Source organism: Microbispora sp. H13382 (assembly GCF_014161445.1).
Taxonomy (GTDB): Bacteria; Actinomycetota; Actinomycetes; order Streptosporangiales; family Streptosporangiaceae; genus Microbispora.
Window position 1 is genome coordinate 1 of record NZ_JABBXA010000032.1, and the last position, 18,151, is coordinate 18,151.

The 18,151-nt window shown below is 69.9% G+C and carries 11 protein-coding genes and 3 pseudogenes; 5 read left to right on the forward strand and 9 right to left on the reverse strand.

Annotated elements, in window-relative coordinates; translation table 11 throughout:
* The first annotated feature begins 391 nt into the window (after nt 1–391).
* Genes HHX41_RS37905 through HHX41_RS37915 form a run of 3 tightly spaced genes read left to right on the forward strand, consistent with a single transcriptional unit; the run spans nt 392 to nt 6,368 of the window.
* Nucleotides 392–1,747, forward strand: a complete 1,356-nt coding sequence (locus HHX41_RS37905; RefSeq protein ID WP_182909793.1) for an SWIM zinc finger domain-containing protein — start codon at nt 392–394, stop codon at nt 1,745–1,747.
* A complete protein-coding gene (locus tag HHX41_RS37910) occupies nt 1,744–3,720 on the forward strand; it encodes a DUF6493 family protein (protein WP_182909794.1) in 1,977 nt (658 codons plus the stop codon). Before HHX41_RS37905 ends, HHX41_RS37910 begins: the two co-directional genes overlap by 4 nt.
* Complete coding sequence (locus HHX41_RS37915) at nt 3,717–6,368, forward strand: DUF6493 family protein (protein ID WP_182909795.1); 2,652 nt, start codon at nt 3,717–3,719, stop codon at nt 6,366–6,368. Before HHX41_RS37910 ends, HHX41_RS37915 begins: the two co-directional genes overlap by 4 nt.
* 380 nt (nt 6,369–6,748) lie before the next feature.
* Here HHX41_RS37915 and HHX41_RS37920 read toward each other — a convergent pair whose 3' ends face one another.
* On the reverse strand, nt 6,749–7,561 hold the full coding sequence (locus HHX41_RS37920; RefSeq protein WP_182909796.1) for a hypothetical protein: 813 nt from the start codon (nt 7,559–7,561) through the stop codon (nt 6,749–6,751).
* Between the two features lie 171 nt (nt 7,562–7,732).
* Nucleotides 7,733–8,950, reverse strand: coding sequence for an IS110 family transposase (locus HHX41_RS37925; RefSeq protein ID WP_182909797.1), 1,218 nt, complete (start codon nt 8,948–8,950; stop codon nt 7,733–7,735).
* Nucleotides 8,951–9,330: 380 nt separating this feature from the next.
* Here HHX41_RS37925 and HHX41_RS37930 point away from each other — a divergent pair, with 380 nt between their 5' ends.
* Together HHX41_RS37930 and HHX41_RS37935 are read left to right on the forward strand one after the other, a co-directional pair.
* Nucleotides 9,331–10,398, forward strand: coding sequence for an IS110 family transposase (locus HHX41_RS37930; protein ID WP_182909834.1), 1,068 nt, complete (start codon nt 9,331–9,333; stop codon nt 10,396–10,398).
* A 416-nt stretch (nt 10,399–10,814) separates the two neighbouring features.
* Nucleotides 10,815–11,513 (forward strand): trimeric intracellular cation channel family protein, encoded by a 699-nt coding sequence (locus tag HHX41_RS37935; RefSeq protein ID WP_220504801.1) that lies wholly within the window; start codon nt 10,815–10,817, stop codon nt 11,511–11,513.
* Between the two features lies 1 nt (nt 11,514).
* On the opposite strand, the gene HHX41_RS37940 is transcribed toward HHX41_RS37935, so the two are convergent.
* The 7 genes and pseudogenes from HHX41_RS37940 to HHX41_RS42535 form a co-directional block, all read right to left on the reverse strand.
* Entirely contained in the window at nt 11,515–12,765 is a 1,251-nt protein-coding gene (locus tag HHX41_RS37940; protein ID WP_182909799.1) for an amidohydrolase, read from the reverse strand.
* A gap of 143 nt (nt 12,766–12,908) precedes the next feature.
* Complete coding sequence (locus HHX41_RS41455; protein WP_259401637.1) at nt 12,909–13,061, reverse strand: helix-turn-helix domain-containing protein; 153 nt, start codon at nt 13,059–13,061, stop codon at nt 12,909–12,911.
* Between the two features lie 106 nt (nt 13,062–13,167).
* A pseudogene (locus tag HHX41_RS41460) lies at nt 13,168–13,344 on the reverse strand (recombinase family protein); the annotation flags it as partial.
* A gap of 389 nt (nt 13,345–13,733) precedes the next feature.
* Nucleotides 13,734–15,878 carry a UvrD-helicase domain-containing protein gene (locus HHX41_RS37950; protein ID WP_182909800.1) on the reverse strand — a complete coding sequence of 715 codons (2,145 nt, stop codon included), beginning with the start codon at nt 15,876–15,878 and terminating at the stop codon, nt 13,734–13,736.
* Between the two features lie 314 nt (nt 15,879–16,192).
* Nucleotides 16,193–16,525 (reverse strand): annotated as a pseudogene (locus tag HHX41_RS37955) (Tn3 family transposase); the annotation flags it as partial.
* An 899-nt stretch (nt 16,526–17,424) separates the two neighbouring features.
* Nucleotides 17,425–18,021, reverse strand: a complete 597-nt coding sequence (locus HHX41_RS37960; protein WP_182909801.1) for a DUF3987 domain-containing protein — start codon at nt 18,019–18,021, stop codon at nt 17,425–17,427.
* Between the two features lie 7 nt (nt 18,022–18,028).
* Nucleotides 18,029–18,115: pseudogene (locus HHX41_RS42535) on the reverse strand (hypothetical protein); the annotation flags it as partial.
* Between the last annotated feature and the right edge of the window lie 36 nt (nt 18,116–18,151).

The following is an 18,151-nucleotide window of genomic DNA, read 5'->3' on the forward strand; positions in this document are numbered from 1 at the left end:
GTGTCCACGAGGTCTCCGGTCTTCGGTTTGTCTTGGTCGATCAACCAAATACCGGAGACCTCTTGCGTTGTCGATCTACGACCTCTCCGACTCCCGCACCGCCGCGGACTTCGATACAGGCCCTAGGCGCGGCCAGGCGTGCGCCGCCTCGGACGCGCAGCCTTGGCCGCCGGCACGTCGCGGGGGAAGACCATGCTCGCGGCTCTCGCGGCTCTCGCGGTTCCTGCGGGACGTCGCCGGGGCCAGGCGGGCTCGGCGCGCAGCCGTCCCCGCGGTCGGTGCGCTGCAGCGGCGACGAGATCAGCGACACCCGCAGTACATCGGCGTCCGATCGGCGCAAGCGGCTCAGGCATCGGCGGAATGTCGGTCATGATCTGTAGCGTCCCGGGCCATGGCTGATGCGGTGCTGGCGTACTCCTATGTGCGTTCCTCCGGGCTCGACCTGTCCTCAGGTCTGCTCGACCTGTCCACCTCCGGGGGCGTGACCCCCAGCGGGCCGGCCTTCCACCCCGCGTTCTTCAGCGGCCTGCTGACCCGGGCGGCGCCGGCGGCGGCTGGGCTGCTCGGGGTCGCCGACGTGGCCAGGGCCCGCTACTACGACGCCCGGCCCACAGGCATCGTTCGTGATCCGGTGGTGACGTGCAACGGTGACCGATTGCGCTTCGAGTCCTTCTCCGCCTGCGGCGGCGTCTACGCCCGGCTGGATGTCCTGCAGCAGGCCCTCGACGGCGAAGTCGTCGAGCTCGGCACCACCAACGTGGACGTCAACGACCCGCTGCGGCGGGCGCTGGTCCGGGTCGGCGGGAACGACCCTCTGCACCTGCGGGTCGGCGTCGAGGAACTGGTGGCCACCACGCTCGACGGCGCGGTGGTGGAGAAGAAGGTGCCGCTGCCCACGCGGTGGGTGCGCGGCTTCGCCGAGGTGCAGGTCATCGCCTCGGGGTTCGACCTGCGCGCGGAGTTGACCGGGCCGGAGGCGGTGCGGTTCCTGCGGTCGCTGCCCAGGCGCGGGGTGCTGTGGGCGGTGCCCGCCGGCAGGTCGCTGCGTCTGTCGGCCCGTCCGGCGGCGGGCGCGGTCTGCCTGCCCGGCCCCGACCGGCTGGCCACCCTGCTGCCTCTGCTGCGCTTCGCCAGTGGCCTGCGGGTGTACGGCCCGGCCGTCCCGGCGCATGGGCTTGCGGTCGCGAGCGCCTGGGAGCTGGAGTTGCCCGGCATGCGCTACGTGTTGACCCTGTCGCCGGAGCCGCGCAGGGGATTTTCGGGGGAAGGCGCGGTGCTGGACGACCTGGCCACCGCGCACGCGGAGGAGGACGCCGACCTGGTCGGTGCGATGCTGGCGTTCGAGCCGCGCCTGGACGCGGATCTGCTGGCGGAACGGTGCGGGCTGCCCAGGGACCGGATCCGCGCCGCGCTGACCCAGCTCGGTACGGCGGGCCGGGTCGGCTACGACGTGGCCGAGGCGGCGCACTTCCACCGGGAGCTGCCCTACAACCCGGGCCGGGTGGCGGCGATGAATCCGCGGCTGAAAGCGGCCCGGGAACTGGTGAAGCGAGGAGCCGTCCGGTTCACCGCTCCTGACACCGCGGTGGTGGGGGAGCGGCGGGTTCGGCTGACCCCGGGCGGCCCGGTCTGCACGTGCCCCTGGTACGCCGACTTCCGAGGCAGCCGCGGCCCGTGCAAGCACGTGCTGGCGGCCCAGCAGGTTCGCGACCAGGCTCAGAGGGACCCGAAGGGCGGCACGGAATGAATCCCTGGACGGAGGTGACCGCCCGCATCGACGCGGGCGGCGGCAACAAGCTGGCGCCGTTCCTGGCCACCCTTGACGAGCATGGCCGGCGGGCGGTCGCCGATCAGCTGCCGGGATATCTGTCCGAGCGGCTGGCCCAGGGGTGGGAGGGCCGACGCTGGGTGCAGGACCGGACGGACGCGTTCCGAATCGCGGGGGCGGCCTGCCTAAACGGCGCCGCGCAGGTCGCAGCGTGGCTGAACCGGCGGGACCTGCGCTGGGTGCGCGAGCCCGAGGCTGACGCCGCCCGGATCCTGGCTCTGATCGGGGACCGGCCGGCCGCATGGCGCGAGGATCTGGCCGTTCGCCTGGTGGAGCGGGTGCGCCCGCCGTCGGGGTCCGCGTCACGGCTGATGGAGAACGGTGTGCCGGGGTGGGATCTGGCCGCGGGCCTGGTGCTGGAGACGGGCATCGAGCCGCCGGACAGCGACGCGTTCACCGCCGGCTGGTTGTGGCGGCTGGTCAGGCGGCACTGGATGAACCAGGGCACGCCCGACGCGCTTGCCGGGGACCCGCTGCCCGCCCTGCCGCCCCTGCTCACCTCGCCGGAGGACCTGGCCTGGGAACTCGAGGCGCTGCGGTGGCCGGACGGGCCGCCGCAGTTCGAACGCATACTCGCCGCGCTGATCGAGCTGACCCACCGCGACCGGGACGCCGTGGCGCAGGCACTGCGGCCCTGGTGGCACAAGCACTGGCGGCAGCCGTTCGACCCGACCACCTACGTGTACGGCATCAGCGGCTTCGACCGGACCACGCACGCGCTGCTCATGCGGTGCGCGCTGGCGGTCGTCGCACCCGCCGACAGCAGGAAGCTGTCGGCCCTGCTGGCGGACCACCGGCGCGGCCATCCTGACTATGATCCGCCGATCCAGCTGCTGGTGCAGCGCCGGCTGCGCGAAGTCGTCGAGATGCTGGAGGCCGGCCGCAGCGTGCCGGTACTGCTGGCCACACCGACCTCCCCCACCGGCCACGTCGACGCGGAGACGCTGATCGAGCGGATGGAGCGGATGGAGCGGCTGGAGGGCGCCGAGCCGCTTCAGGCCGACTTCCACCAGGCGCTGCTGCGGCTGCCGCGCGAGATCGACCCGAGGGCCGCCGTACGCGCCGAGGGGCTGACCTCGCGGGCCGGCCGGACGCTGGCGGAGTGGCTGCGGCGGGGCGGGCTGCCCGACCCCGAAGTGACCGTCGGCATGCAGACGGCGCAGCGGCCGTACGCGCACTGGAACACCAGCGCGGACCACTACATCACCGTGCGGGAGATGTACGTCCGGATCGCGCCGCCAGCCGGTGTTCCCGAACCCGTCGCCGAGCTCTGCACGGGGCCGGCGACGGCCTTGTACGACGTCGAGCAGACGGTGTGGTGGCCGGCCGTCATGCCCTCCCACAGAGAGGTCGTCGCCGCCCACCTGCTGGAGACCCTGACCCTCGACATCGACAGCTCTGGGGGCGGGGGTGAGGTTCTCGCGGCGCTGGTTCACGGTGATGGCCCGGTCGGAGCGGCCACCGCGAGCGCGCTCGCCATCGGGATGGGGAACAAGCACCCCGCACAGCGGGGCGCAGCCGTCGACACCCTCGTCACCCTGACAGCGCGCGGGCAGCTCCCCGCCGCCGATCTCGGCCAGGCCGTCGCGCGGCTGGCCGACGCTGGCCTGGTCAAGCTCAACCGGATCACCGCCGCCATGGACGAGGCGACGACGGCGGGCGCGCACGCGGCTGTGTGGTGTGTTCTCCTCAGGGCACTGCCGCCCCTGCTTCCGCGCACAGGGGACATGCCCCGTGCCGGGCTGGGGGAGTTACTCGCGGTCGCGGTCAAGGCGGCCACCCTCAGCGGGCAACGCGCCGGCGTTCCCGGGCTGGCCGAGGTGGCGGCGCGCGGAGGATCCAGCCGGCTGGTCCAGGAGGCTCGCCGCCTTCAGCAGCAGGTGAGCCGATGAGCTTCTGGGCCGCGGTTGTGAAGCGGGCCGGGCAGCCGGGCGGGTTGCCGGGCCGCTTCCGGGCCGCAGATGCGGAAGGCGCCGCCGATCTGCTCGAGCGGGCGGATGACGAGGCAAGGCGCGCGCTGGCCGGGCACCTGCGGGAGTTCGCCGCACAGGGCGGGCTCGGGAGAGGCTGGTGGAACGGCCCGCCGCATGACCCGCAGGCGCCCGCGCTGCGCGTGGCCGGCGCGGCCTGTTTCGACGATGCGGTCGAGGTCGCATATTGGCTGACCCGCCCCGACCTGTGGTTGTTCGAAGGGCACGAGGACGACGCGCGCCGCATCGCCAGGGTGGTGCGCGGCCGGCCGCCGCGGTGGCGGGCGGAACTCGTCCGCCGGCTGGCGGACGAGCACGTGTGGAGGGACGAGGCCGACGGCGGACGGGCGCACCGGCTGTCGGCGTGGTATCCGGCCGCCCGCCTGGTGACAGAAACCGGCATCGAGCCGCCCGGCCATTCCGCCTTCGTGCTCGGCTGGCTGTATGCCGTGGCCGACTCCGGTAGCGGCGTCACCGATGAGCGGCTGACCCGTCATCTGGCCGCAAGCCTGCTGCGCAGCCGAGGTCTGGCGGCGCAGCTGCGGGGAACAGGAGACCTGGTTCCCGCATGGGCCGCCGCCATGGGGCACCAGGCGGGCGACGGCGTCCTGGAGCGCGGCACCTTGCTGGAGGGCTGCACAGGCGCGTTCCTCGACGGTGAGACCCGGCCGTTCACCGACCTCTACTCCGCCCTGCGGCCGAGCCCACAGGAGATCCCCGTCAGGGATCTGGCGCGGCTGGTGCCCACCGCACCGGGACCGGTCGTTCAGCTCGCGGTGAGCGAGCTGCGGCGCGCGGATGACGCCGGGCTGCTCCCGGACGAGCTGTTCGCCGAAGCGACCCAGACACTGATGTTCCGTCCGGAGAAGAAAATCGTCCGCGCGGCCCTCACCTGGGCGCAGGCCGGCACCCGCGGCAGGCGGGAGCGTACCGGCGCCGCTCTGCGAGCACTCGCCGCGGCCTTCGGCAGCGCTCACCGCGACATCGCCGAACGCGCCGTCGCGGCGGCGTCACGGCTGGCCGGCCACTCGGACGAAGACGGTCATGCAGCCGTCCGCGCGGCGGCGGACGCTCTTCCCGCCGACCTGCGGGACCGGCTGACCCCGGCCTTCCACCTGGACGGGCGGCCGATCCCCGCACAGACCGCCCTGCCGGCCCCACCGGCAGAGGAGGCTGAGCCGGTCCCTGTCATCGAGTCGCCCGAGGAACTCGCCGAACTGGCCGTCACCGCGCGGGACCCGCTGACAGTCGAACGCCTGCTCGCCGGGCTGGTGACGCTCGTCCACCGCGACCGCGAGGCGGTCCGCGCGGTCGTCGAGCCGGTGCTCCGCGCGAGCTGGCCGTTCCTGTTCGACGTCGAGCTCGCCGCCCACGGCATCGGCGGGATGAACGACGACCCGCATCTGCTGACGATGCGCGCCGTGCTCGCCGCGGTGGCGCCCGAGGCCGGCAGAAGGCTCCGCGGCCTGGTGAAGTTCTACCCCTTCCGCGACTGGGACCCGGCTCCCGACATCCTCGTCGTGACACGCCTGCGGGAGATCGTCCGCGAGCTCGAAACCGCGGAGGTGCCGGTACTGCTGGCCACGCCCACCGTCACGTCCGGACACATCGACCCGATGACCCTGGTCGAGCGTATGGAGCGGCTGGAAGCGGCCCGCGCCGAGCCACTGGATGCCGATTTCCAGCAGGCGCTCCTGCGGCTACCGCAGACGATCCCCCCGGCGGCGGTCACCCGGGCCGAGACGCTGACATCGACCGCGGGCCGAAAGCTGGCGGCGTGGCTGCGGCGGGGCGGGCTCGCCGACCCGGTGATCGGCCACCGGGTCGTGCGGCTGCCCTTCTATGAAGGCTCTGCCACGATCGTGACGCGGATCTTCCCCGCCGTGCGGCCTCACGAGGAGGACCTGCCGGACCTCGTCCGGCGCATGAGCGTCGTCAATCCCGCCGATGCCGTGAACACCGCCTCCCAGACGATGGGCTGGTGGCCCCTGCTCATGCCGTCCCACCGGGAGGTGATCACCGCCTGGATCCTGCCGCGGCTGCCCCCGCTGATCAAATCCCGCCGGGCCGACCTGGCGCCGCTGTACCGGCTGGCCTGCGGGCAGGGGCCGGTCGGCGCGGTGACCGCCGCCGCACTCGCCCACGGCCTTGGCTGTGAGGACGACGGCGCGCGGGGCATCGCGGTCGACGCGCTGCTGGTCCACGCCGCCCGCGGCGACCTGAACGGTGGCGACCTCGGAGGTTACCTGTCCGTGCTCGTCGCGGCGGACATGGTCAGGCTCGGCCGCGCCGTCACCGCGCTCGCGGACGCCCTTGCGGCCGGTGCGCACGCCCAGGTGTGGGACGCCGCCGCGCGCATGCTCGCCGAGCTTCTCCCGCAAGCACAGGAGCGACCCCGCATCGGCACGACTGACCTGCTCATCGTCGCCGCGACCGCCGCCTCCCTCACCGGCGCCCGCCTACGGATCCCACAGCTGGCCACCGCCGCACAGCGGACCGGCGGCAGCGCCTTCGTCAAACAGGCCCGGCGCCTCCATGAGCTGATCACCACAGGGGAGGAGACGACATGAGCCCGTGGGCGGAGGTTCTCGGACGGATCCAGGCGCGCGACACCGTCCGACCGCCGCGAGATCGCGACGGAACTCCCCGGCTACCTGCAACAACTGCGGCGCGGGCGCTGGGCGGCAATCACGCGCCAAGCTCATCCTGTCCGGCGGGTGAGTGGCTGTGTGCAGGTCTCGCATCGATCACCAAGTGGTATGACGGAAGGGTTCTCCGGATCGCTCAGTACTCGCGAGTCGGCGTCGCGGCGGCCAGGACGAAGATGCCGATCTTACGCCTACAGCCCAGCGGGGTGGTTGCCGACCTGGCGGGCGCGCTGGGCGGCGAGGTCTGCCGGGTCGGTGAGTTCGGGTCCCAGCCGTGTGCGTGCCAGGGGCTTCGGTGGCCCTCACTGCGGGCGAACGGCGATCGATTCGGCGGAGAGTGTGACCTCGACGGTGATGTGCGGATTGTCCAACTGCGGGAGCTGAAGCCCACGCTTGAACTCCTCCGCATCGTCCGGCATCACCTTCGGCTGAACTGTGACCTTGACTTGGCCGGTCTCGTCATCTGGGTGCGCCATCATCGTGGCCACCTCAGGACGGGATCGGAGCCAGGAGACGACCGTGTCCTGGGCCCGCTGGAGCTCCGCGGCCGAGAATCCCTTGCCTCCGATCAGGGTGACCTCCATGGGGAGGGTCCTGGCCAGCTCGATCGCGCGAGTCGGGATGAGACCCTTGAAGCCAACGCGCAGCCCCCGCTGGTCGTCGACGTATCTGACGCCGGAGATATTGTCAGGGAACTCCGCATTGAGTTCGTCGATCACCCGGCTGTTGGACGACTGTGAGCCGAAGCGGTCGATGGCCTCCTCGTACGAGATGCCCTCCGATTTGGCAATGGCCCCGAGGTCGACCAGCTCGGCGTAGGGAATGCCGTCGATCACCACGTCCGGGTCGGTCACCGCAGGGTCGTAACCCTCGAAGTCCGTCGGCTTGGGCGACGAGGTAGCAGCCACCCAGGTCGCGTACCGCTTCACGACCTCCCCCAGGGATCGGCCCGACGACGCCGCCTCTCGCTTGAGCCGCTCCAGGGTGGGCCGATGCACTTTGGGCTGATCGGCCCGCGGCAACACGATCGTCTCGACCCCGGCCACAGTGGATACCGGACCAGTACCAGACTGGCCGCAGGCGAACAACGACGCAAGCACCGCGATGACGATCAAACGCGATCTCTTCATACCTGAGGGACGCGCCACCGGCCTGGAGGGTTCAGGGGTTGAGGAAGATCCGAACGAAAACCGGCGCTTGTACTCTCCGTGACAGGCTCCGAGAGGATCGGAACGACCAGTAGTGAGAGCGGTCAGCTGGTGAAAGACATCCCAGGAGCTTGAATGTCAAGCTGCCAGCTTTTCGACACGATGCGACCAAGCAGCTGCTTCGTCGTAGAGCGTGCCGGTTTTGAGGCAGCCGTGCAGGATGCCGAAGAGCCGGTTGGCGAGCTGGCGAAGCGCGGCGTGATGGCTGACCTCGCGGGCTCTGAGCTCGTCGTAGTAGAGGCGAGCGCCGGGCGAGGCTTGCAGCGCAGCGAAGGCCTGGACGCCGAGAGCGTCGACGAGCCGGTCGTTGTGAATGTATCGGGCCAGGACGACCTTCTTCTTGCCCGAGGCCCGGGTGATCGGGCGGGTGCCGGCGTAGTTCTTGCGGGCCTTGGCGTTGACGTACCGCGTGCGGTCGTCGCCGAACTCGGCAAGCACCCGGGCGCCGAGAATCGGTCCCAGGCCGGGCCGGCTGAGAATGATCTCAGCGTCCGGGTGCCGGCCAAAATGCGCCTCGACCTGCCCTTGCAAGGCTGTGATCTGCTCGTTCAGCACGGCAAGGACGGCGGCCGCCGAGCGTACCCTCGCGGCGTAGGCGCTCACCACGATCTCAGGCTGGCCCAGACGCTCGGTCCGCAACGCGGCCTGGATCTTTGCGGTCTTGTCCGCGATGCCACGGCGGCGAGCACGCTTGAGCACCGCGGCGATCTGCGCGACCGTCAGCTTCGCGGCCGACGCCGGATCGGGAGCCTTGGCCAGCAGCTCCAAAGTGTCAGCGGCCGTCAGGTCCTCGAACGCCTCCCGCGCGGCGGGGAAGTAGTCCCGCAGCGAATGCCGCAGCCGCTGCGCGTGCCGGGTCCGCTCCCAGATCAGTGTCTTGTGCGCCCGGGCCACCACCTTGATCGCCGCAGCCTGGGCGCTGTCTCCGGCTACCGGACGCAGCTGATGGGAGTCGGTCCGGACCATGTCGGCCAGGACGTGGGCATCGGCGGCGTCGCTCTTGGCGCCCGACACCCCATGTCGCTCCCGGTACCGCGACGCCTGCAGCGGGTTGATCGCGAACACCCGGTACCCCGCGACGATCAGTGCCTGCACCCACGGGCCCCGGTCGGTCTCGATGCCGATCACCGCCTGATCGGCGGCGTCCTCGCCGAGCTGCTCACCGAGCATCGCGTGCAGCCGGGCCATCCCCGCCACGCCTTCGGGCAGCCGGGCCTTGGCCAGCCGACGGCCCGTATCGTCCATCAGTTCAACGCCGTGATGGTCTTCGACCCAGTCGTCTCCGACGAACAGCAATGCTTCTCCCGTCTGCGATGTCGATCGATCTCGGCAGCCGTTCGGGAGAACCATCAGCAACCTAATGAATCAGTGCTCACGTCCAGGCGGCGGGCACGACATCCAGTGAGACTCCAGGGGCAGCAACAACAGCCCTTGCTGAAGAGATTCAAGGGCAGGAGGTGCTTCAGTGAGGCTGACCCAACGACATCCCGGCTCCGTCTGGATGCCTTGTGATGGATCTGTCGCCTCTTCTCGGAGCATCTCCGAAGGTGCGTGCCGGAACGCTCGTGCGTGGCTTGATAGAAGCCTGATCACGCGACCCGTCACTGGTCTGCCCGCCCGGCCGACCGGCACGCACCATCTCTCAACTCTCCGAGACATGAGGACACGCGTTGGCGATGAAGCCAAGGAAGCGCCGGATCACCGGCGGGGTCGACACCCACAAGGACACCCACCACGCCGCAGTGATCTTGATGAACGGCCGCCGGCTCGCCGATGCGGAGTTCCCGGCCACCGCAGCCGGGCACGCCGACTTGCTGGAGTGGATGCGCTCGTTCGGAAGACTGCATGCTGTCGGGGTGGAGGGCACCGGCTCCTATGGCGCTGGACTGGCTCGCCACCTGCGCAGTGCGGAGGTCCGCATCGTCGAGGTGAACCGCCCCGACCGGCGGCAGCGCCGGGCCAAGGGCAAGTCAGACCCGCTGGACGCCTATGCCGCGGCCGACGCCGTGCTGTCCGGGCGTGCCATGGCAGTGCCCAAGGCCGGCGACGGCATCGTGGAGTCGATCCGCGCGCTGCACCTGGCCAGGAACGGTGCGATCAAGGCCCGAACCGCCTGCAGTAACGAGATGAAAGCCCTGGTCGTCACCGCTCCTGCCGAGCTGCGCGAGCAGCTGCCAGCACGGTCTGCCACCAAGCTTGCCCAGGTCTGTGCCCGGCTGCGGCCCCTGGCCGATCTGGCCGACCCCGCCCAAGGCGTCAAAGCCGCCCTCCGCACCCTGGCCCGCCGCTACAACGCCCTCACTGCTGAGATCGCAGACTCCGACGCCCAGCTCGCCGTCCTGGTCAAACAAGCCCGACCCGACCTGCTCGCGATACGGGGTGTCGGCGTCGAGACCGCCGCCCAGCTCCTGGCCACCTGCGGCGATAACCCCGACCGGCTGCAGTCCGAAGCAGCATTCGCCTCGCTCTGCGGGGTATCGCCGGTCCCCGCCTCCAGCGGCAAGACCAGACGTTACCGACTCAACCGCGGCGGCGACCGACAGGCCAACCGAGCCCTCTACATGATCGCCATCACCCGGATGGGCCACGACGCCGACACCCGCACCTACGTGCAACGCCGCACCGCCGACGGCCTGTCCAAGAAAGAGATCATCCGCTGTCTCAAACGCTACATCGCGCGCGAGATCTACAAGGTCCTGACCACCCGCAACACCCGCGACCAAGATCTCACGCTGGCTGCTTGACCGACATAGAAGCATCCATCAGCGATCAACTTACCCGGTTACCGGCAGGGGCACTGTCTTTCATCAGGGCTCGAGGCCCAGGAGAACGGAGTGCTCACCTGCCGGTGGCACCAGTCCCGAGTCTGCCGGATGGCGACTCGCTAACACTCATTAGGATCACGCCCGGCTCGAACCCGGCAACCTTGGACGCCGGCGATGATCCTGCGGGGGTCGGTCACAAGTGGCGCAACGCCTGGTCCCTATCGTGAGGACGTCCGGCCCAGGGGCCCGCGCGCTGGCGGGGCGGAGGCTCTCAGAGCGCGACGAAAGGTGATGAACCCGGAAGGAGGACATGGCCGCGCGTCTTCGCGTCCCCTCGAGAGACGGCAGGTGCTGGGCCGGGCGGCGGCGAGAGGCGCTGTTAGGAAGGCGGTGTGATGGCCGAGCCACCGTTGTTGCTCGTGTTGGATCTGGCCGGCACGTTCGTCTTCGGCCTTAACGGTGCGTTGACCGCCGTGCGACTGGCTCGGCTCGACATCGTCGGCATCTTGGCCCTGGGGGTGATCACCGCACTGGGTGGCGGGATCACGCGCGATGTGCTGATCGGTGCGATACCTCCTGCGGCCTTTGAGGACTGGCGCTACCTGGCCCTGGCGCTGGGCGGCGGTGTGGTTGCGTTCGTGCTGAGCCGGCGCTTGGACCGGTTGGAGACGCCGATCGTTGTGCTCGACGCCGTCGGGCTCAGCGTGTTCGCGGTGATCGGTACCGCCAAGGCGCTGGACTTTTACCTCGGGCTCGGTCCGGCGATCCTGCTCGGGGCGATCACTGCGGTGGGGGGCGGCACGATCCGCGACACCCTGGTCCGGCAGGTCCCGTCGGTGCTGCACTCGGACCTGTATGCGATCCCGGCGCTGATCGCGGCCGGCCTCACCGCCGCTGCCGTACGCCTCGGGATCTACGGGCTGCCCGCGGCGCTCGGCGCCGCCGCGGTCTGCTTCGCCGTCCGGATGGTCGGGGTCAGGTTCCACCTCAACGCGCCGGGCCCGCCGGGCATCGGCCACCACCGCGGCGACCATGACGACCGCGACCGGGGTGGCGACGATCGGGGTGGCGACGATCGGGGTGGCAGCGAGTGAGTTATCGGGCCAGCCAGGCCAGTGCGGCGGTGATGAGGGCCTGGGTGCCGGTGTCGAGGGTGGGCTGGATGACCGGGGCGAAGCCGGGGGAGTGGTTGACCGGGATGTCTCGGGACACCCGGCCGGCGTCCTGCGCCTGCTGGTAGGTCTTTGGGTCGATGCCGCCGATCCCCCAGTAGGTGTAGGGGACGCCCAGGGTCGTGGGGATGTCGCTGAAGTCCTCACTGGCGGTCTGCTGTCCGAGTGGGCCGGCCCGGTCGCCGAAGAAGTCGCCGAACGCGGCGGCGACCCGCTCGGTGACGTCCGGGTCGTTGATGGTGAGCGGGAACCGGTCGAACAGTTCGAACTCCGGGTCGCGCGGGCAGCCCGACGCCTGACACTCGGCGGAGACGATGCGGCGGATCGCGTCGAGGACCAGGGCCCGGGTGGTGTCGCCGTAGGTGCGCACGTTGAGCTCGATCACGGCGCGGTCCGGGATGACGTTGCTCTTGCCGCCGGCCCGGATCGAGCCCACGGTCAGCACGGCCGTCTCACCGGGCGGGGTCTCCCGGGAGACGATCGTCTGCAGCCGGATCACGATCATGGCCGCGAGCACCACCGGATCGACCGCGGCCTGCGGCATCGACCCGTGCGCGCCGCGGCCGTGCACGGTGATCCGCATGCTGTCCGCAGCTGAGAGCACTGGACCCGCGAGTGTGCCGACGTGCCCGGCCGGGACCGGGAGCACGTGCTGGGCTAGCGCGACGTCCGGGGTCGGGATCAGCGTGGCGAGGCCGTCGTCGAGCATGCCGCGGGCCCCGTCGCCGGTCTCCTCGGCCGGCTGGAACAACGCCACCACGGTCCCGCGCCAGGCTTCGCGGTCGTTGGCGAGCAGTTGGGCGGCGCCGAGCAGGCAGCTCACGTGCACGTCGTGACCGCACGCGTGGGCCACGGGTACCTGGTCGCCGTCGGCGTCGGTCGTGGTGACCGTGCTGGCGTAGGGCAGCCCGGTGGCCTCACGCACCGGTAGAGCGTCCATATCCGCGCGCAGCAGCACCGTCGGGCCCGTCCCGTTGCCCAGCACCCCCACCAAGCCGGTGCCACCAATGCCCTCGTGCACCTCGTAGCCGGCGTGGCGCAGTCGCTCGCTCACCCGCTGCGCGGTGCGCCGCTCCTGATGGGACAACTCGGGATGGGCGTGCAGGTCCCGGTAGAGCTCCTCCTGCCAGGCGCGCACCCCGTCCAGCCCAGCCAGCACGCTAGATGTCGTCATGACGTCTCCGAGAGATCGGCGGTGGCCACGATGATGGCCCTCGTGTGCCCGGCGTACCCGATGCGACGGACCAGGACTTGCGTTGCGGGACGACCGTCGTGGGCAGGCCCCGGGCTACTGGTTCGGCTCGGCACGCTCCCACGTCAGATGCGACATTCGAGTCGGTCAACGGCGAGCTCCGGGACGTACTTGTAGATCGTGGATCGGCTGACGCCCAGGAGCCGGGCGATCGATGAGACGGTCGCGTCGGGCTGGGTGAGCAGGGCGCGGGCGTGCCGGACCTGTTCGGCGGTCATGGCAGGCGGGCGTCCGAGGCGAACGCCGCGAGCCTTGGCGGCGGCCAGCCCCTCGTAGGTTATCTTCCACGATGAGTTCGCGGATGAACTCGGCGAGGGCGGCGAACACATGGAACACCAGGCGCCCGCCCGGGGTCGTAGTGTCGAGCGCTTCCTTCAGGGACCGGAACCCGACGCCGCGGCGGCGCAGGTCAGCGACGATCGTGATGAGATCTTGGAGGGATCGGGCGAGCCGGTCGAGGGAGGGGACGACGAGGGTGTCGCCGGGCCGCAGATAGTCCAGAGCCTAGGCGAACTCGGCGCGGTCGGCGCTCTTGCCCGAAGCCTTGTGGGGCGAAGATCCGGATGCAGCCGGCCTCGGTCAGCTGTGCGGTCTGCTGGTCGAGCCGCTGATCCCTGGTCGCGGGCATAGCCGACGAGCGCGCTGGTGATGACCGCGTGCTCGGCGCCGAGGAGGTTGCCGGCGGCCTGGCGGATCACTGCCGAGGGCGTGGACCCGTCGGGGAGCGCCGTCACACCGGAAAAGTGTAGGCAAAACGGTGCCCTCGACGTTGTTGAACGCCCTGACTTCTCAACACGTTTTTCCGACACTCCGGCGTCCGGCCAGTGGTTCGTGAAGAGGACTTCGGGTGGGGTGTTGAGAATCGAACGTTTCTCAACACCCCGGCCGGATCAGGACGTGGACCGCTCTGGTGTCAGGAGCAGTTGTCCCAGCTCTTGGGTGCATCGGGTGAGCGCGACATAGAGTCCGTTCCAGCCTCGCGGTTCAGCAATGATGCCGGGGGCGTCGATGAGCAGGGTGGCGTCCCATTCCAGGCCTTTGGCCTCGGTCGCGGAGAGAACTGGTGTGTCGGGGAGCGCTGTGCGCAGCGCCGGTATGCGTTCGAGGGGGGCGATGACGCCGACCGTTCCTCCCGCCCACCGTTCTGAGAATTCCTTGACGATGCGTGCCGTCTCGGCCGCGAGGTCGCCGTCTTCTACGGCGCGTTCCCAGGGCTCGATACCTGAAGCCCGGACGGCGCGAGGTGGTTCGTTCTGGCTGCCTGCGTTCTGAAGTACCGGGCCGGTGAGGGCTATGACCTCGAGCGGGGTGCGGTAGCAGATGGTCAACCGGGCTTCTGTCCATCTTGTGCCGAAGGCCGCGTTGACCGCTTCTTCCCAGGTGGTGTGCCGGTGCGGCGCCTCGGCCTGGTCGATGTCGCCGACGGCGGTGATCGATCGGGAAGGACAGCGCCGCATCACCATTTGCCACTGCATTTCTGAGAGTTCTTGTGCCTCGTCTATGACGACGTGTCCGTACACCCAGTCTCTCTGTGCTGCGGCACGATCGGTCAGAAATTCACCCTGCTCGCCGTTCGGTCGTGTATCGCCCAGCAGATCGTCCAGGGCATCGAACAGGGGGATGTCGCTGCTCGCCCACGTCTGCGGTTCGCCGACGATCATTTCTCTTTCGGCGTCGGTGAGTTCCGGCGCCCGCCGGTGCAGCAGTGCTTCGTCACCCAGGAGCCGGCGTAGTTCCACCTTCGTATCGCGGGTCGGCCACCACTCGTGCAGCGTCGCGGCCACGTCGGAGTCGACGGCGATCCGGTCGTGCAGGCGCTCCAGGTCCTCCTGCGTGAGCCCCCCGTCGACGTCGGCGCCGGTTGTGCCGTTGCTCGCGGCGCGATTGTCGGAGCGCTCGAATCCGGCGTCGATTCGGCTGAGAATGTCCTCGAAGCCCTCCTCCATCTGCGCCAGCAGCTCTTCGTTGCGTTCGGCTATCGCATCGGTCAGCAGATCATGGATGTGCTCGCTGAAGACGGCGCGGGCCGCGTGGTAGGAGCGCGCCGAGGTCGCTGAGGCGAGGGCCCGGGCGATCCGTCGTCCACCGATCGTGTACCGCTCCCCTTCCCACACCAGTTCGAGGTCGGCGGGCTGCGGGATGAGCGCTGCAACGTGCCGGGAGAGCGCCTGCTGCCAGAGCGCCCGGCCTTTGACCTCCGCGACCTCGCGCGACTCCAGGCGCTCCACATCGATTCCCGGTACGAGGGTGTCGCAGGTCGCCGACACGATGGCGGTCTCCCCGAGCGCCGGCAGCACCTGGGTGATGTATTCCAGGAAACGCAATGACGGTCCGAGTACCAGCACGCCCTGTGCGGCGAGCTGCGGATAGGTGAAGAGCAGGTACGCCACCCGGTGAAGTGCCACCACGGTTTTGCCGGTGCCGGGGCCGCCCTGCACGACCAGCGGGCCTCGGGAGTCAGCGCGGACCACATCATCCTGCTCGCGCTGCAAGGTGGCCGCTGCGGTACTCATCCGGCCGGTGCGCCGCTCTCCGAGGGCGGCGAGCAGGGCGCCCTCGCCCACCAGCTCACTCGCCCTCGACCCGTCGAGCGGCTCGTCGTCAATGCTGATCACTTCGCGCCCGTTGACGCGTATGTGGCGACGTCGTTCCTGGCCCTGGGGGTCGACCGGCGTCGCGGTGTAGAAGGCCCGTGCGGCCGGTGCGCGCCAGTCGATGACCAGAGGATCCCCGTCGTCTGCGGCGCTGGGTATGCCGACGCGCCCCAAATGCAGGACTGTCGCATCGATTGCATCGAGCCGACCGAAGATCAGGCCTTGGTCTGCGCGCCGCAGCTCCTCGCGGTGCCTGGTCAGCACGCGCATCCGGGCCTGCCCGGTCGCGTCGCCCGCCGGGATGGCGAGCTCGGCATCGAGGTACTGGAGCATCCCGTCGCGGCGGGTGAGGGCCTCATCGAGGATGAGCTGTTCCTCGGCTATGGCTGCTGCGTGCGCAGGATCTTCATTCAGCGGCGGGGTGACATTACGTGGAGGCACTCGCGCTCTATTCCATACGTTTTACGGTGACCGCAAAGACTGTAACACCACAACGCTGCGGAATATCCACATCCCTCGACTTCAAGGCCATCATGAGACAATGGCCACAATGGCAGCGTCATTGCAACCCATGGAGCCAGACGATCTGTTGGCGAATCTCGAAGCTTGTACCCTTGACATCACTGGCAAGTCGTGGCCATATCCGGAGGGCTGCCGAAATGTGATACATCCTTTCATCCATTACTCGAAGCCCGCACTGGATCTGTTTCGCACAGGATTCGAGGGGCGAGGCTGCCGCTGAGATAGCTTGGGGTTCATTCCTCGTCCTCATCGCCGCAGTCGGGATCGCGCAGCGGGCGGATGCCGGTGGGGCCGAGGTCGGGCCGGCTGAAGGAGTAGGTGCCGTTGACGTTGATGTGCGCGCGGACGAACGGCGACAGCCGGGCGACGTCTTCGTCCCGCACCGGGTAGCCCTGAGCCTTGAGCTGGTCGAGGGCGGCGTCGATGTAGAAGGTGTTCCACAAGGTGACGCAGTTCAGGACGAGGCCGAGGGCGCCGAGCTGGTCTTCCATGCCCTTGTAGTACCGCTGGTAGAGCTCGCCCTTCTTGCCGTGGAAGATGCTGCTGGCCAGGGCGTGGCGGGATTCCTGGCGCTCGGACACCGAATTCGGCCTCAGCCAGACGCTGAGCCTCGGACTGCGCGACGCCGTGCTGGGCGCGGCAACGCCGTTCAACTGGACTCAGCTTCGCGCTCCTCATCCGCTTCCCAGGATTGAGACGTTGCCGCCAGCAAGCCCTGTGGGAGCCATAGCCCTACCAGCGAGCTGTTTCGGGCGGCGGGCGAGCTTGATGAGGTCTTGGAGATCACAGAGCGAGACGTGCAGACGGGTCCGCTCAGCGGTGCGGTGATGCATGGGGATTCCTGTTCCGGCCACGGCGAGAGCGCCGGCGGCCGAGTCGCGCCCGGGCGCCTCGCCCACGGGCGAGCCGGGGCGAGGCTGGGCGAGTGAGCGAGGGCGGCCCGGCCGTGGTCGGCTGGCCACTCGGGGATGGTCTCCTCCGGCGACGGGGCCGGCCGGGACGGTGCTGGGGACCGTGGGGACCGTTTCGGGGTCCCCGGACGGCTGCGCGGCTGCCGTCGAGGGGTTCCCGCAGGCGGGGACACGTCTTTCCTGGAGAGAAGAGAGAGCTAAAAGCGGCTTTTTAGGGTCGTTGTGATCTCGGTCAGCGGGTCAAACCCCGGGAACAGGCGGAACCCAGTCCCCACGGTCCCCAACCGGCCTCTTCTATGGCCTGAGCTGGCCTCACGCTGGGGACCGCGATGGTCCCCGGGTCCCCACGGTCCCCAGCAGGACGGGCGCGCATCAGCGATCACCGCGGACCATGAACACGCCGCCGCTCTGCAACTTGCCGGTGCCGCTGTAGCGCTTGTAGCTCGACAGGATCCGCGCCCGGACGAGACGGCACAGCGCGTGCCTCCAGGTCGTGCTTGCCCGTGTACCACTTGGAGCGCTTGGCGGTCTGCTGGGCGTCCCTGAGGGTGAACTCAGACCGGCGGGTCCGTTCGATCCACTGGGAGCACCCAGGGCACGCCGGGGCTGGAGTCGCGGCTCTCGCTCAGCCGCCAGGCCGCGTTGACGTGGTCGGCCTGGCGCAGGGCGCACAGGCTGAAGGCGATGGCGTAGGTCATGGTCGTCGCGTCGATGGGCTGGCTCGGCTGCCGGCCTTCGGCGAGGTGGAAGACGGCCGCCAGCCGGAGGACCCTGCCTGCGAGCTTCCCAGCCCGGTCGGTAATGTGCACGTAGCGGCCGACGACGGGCTCGAGGTGAGGTTCGAGTTTGGCGCGCAGCTCGCGCAGGAGCGCGTGAGCCCCGTCATCGAGACCGATGACCTGGCGCTCGGCGTCGACCTCGGGGATGGCCAGGATGCGAGCGACGGTCTGATCCCACAGCGACTCCAGGAGCGCAGGCATGGGCGGGCTGTCCACCGCGCGGCGCCCGAGCGTGGACTCGGGGGCCGCGAACAGGAAGCGCCCGAGCAGGCCTCGGCTTGCCGCGCCGGGGATGCGGGCCGCCTTGTCGAGGACGTCGGGCTGTACCCAGGAGCCCGATGGCCAGGGCCGGGTGCGCCAGGTAGACGGCACCGCGGCTGACGCGTTTCACGCTGCTGGGGCTCTCGTCGTACGCCTTGAGGTAGAGGTCCAGGTTCGGATCGCCGCCGTTGTAGCGACCTCCCACGAGGTCGAACAGGCCGCCCTCATCGGAGATGACGCC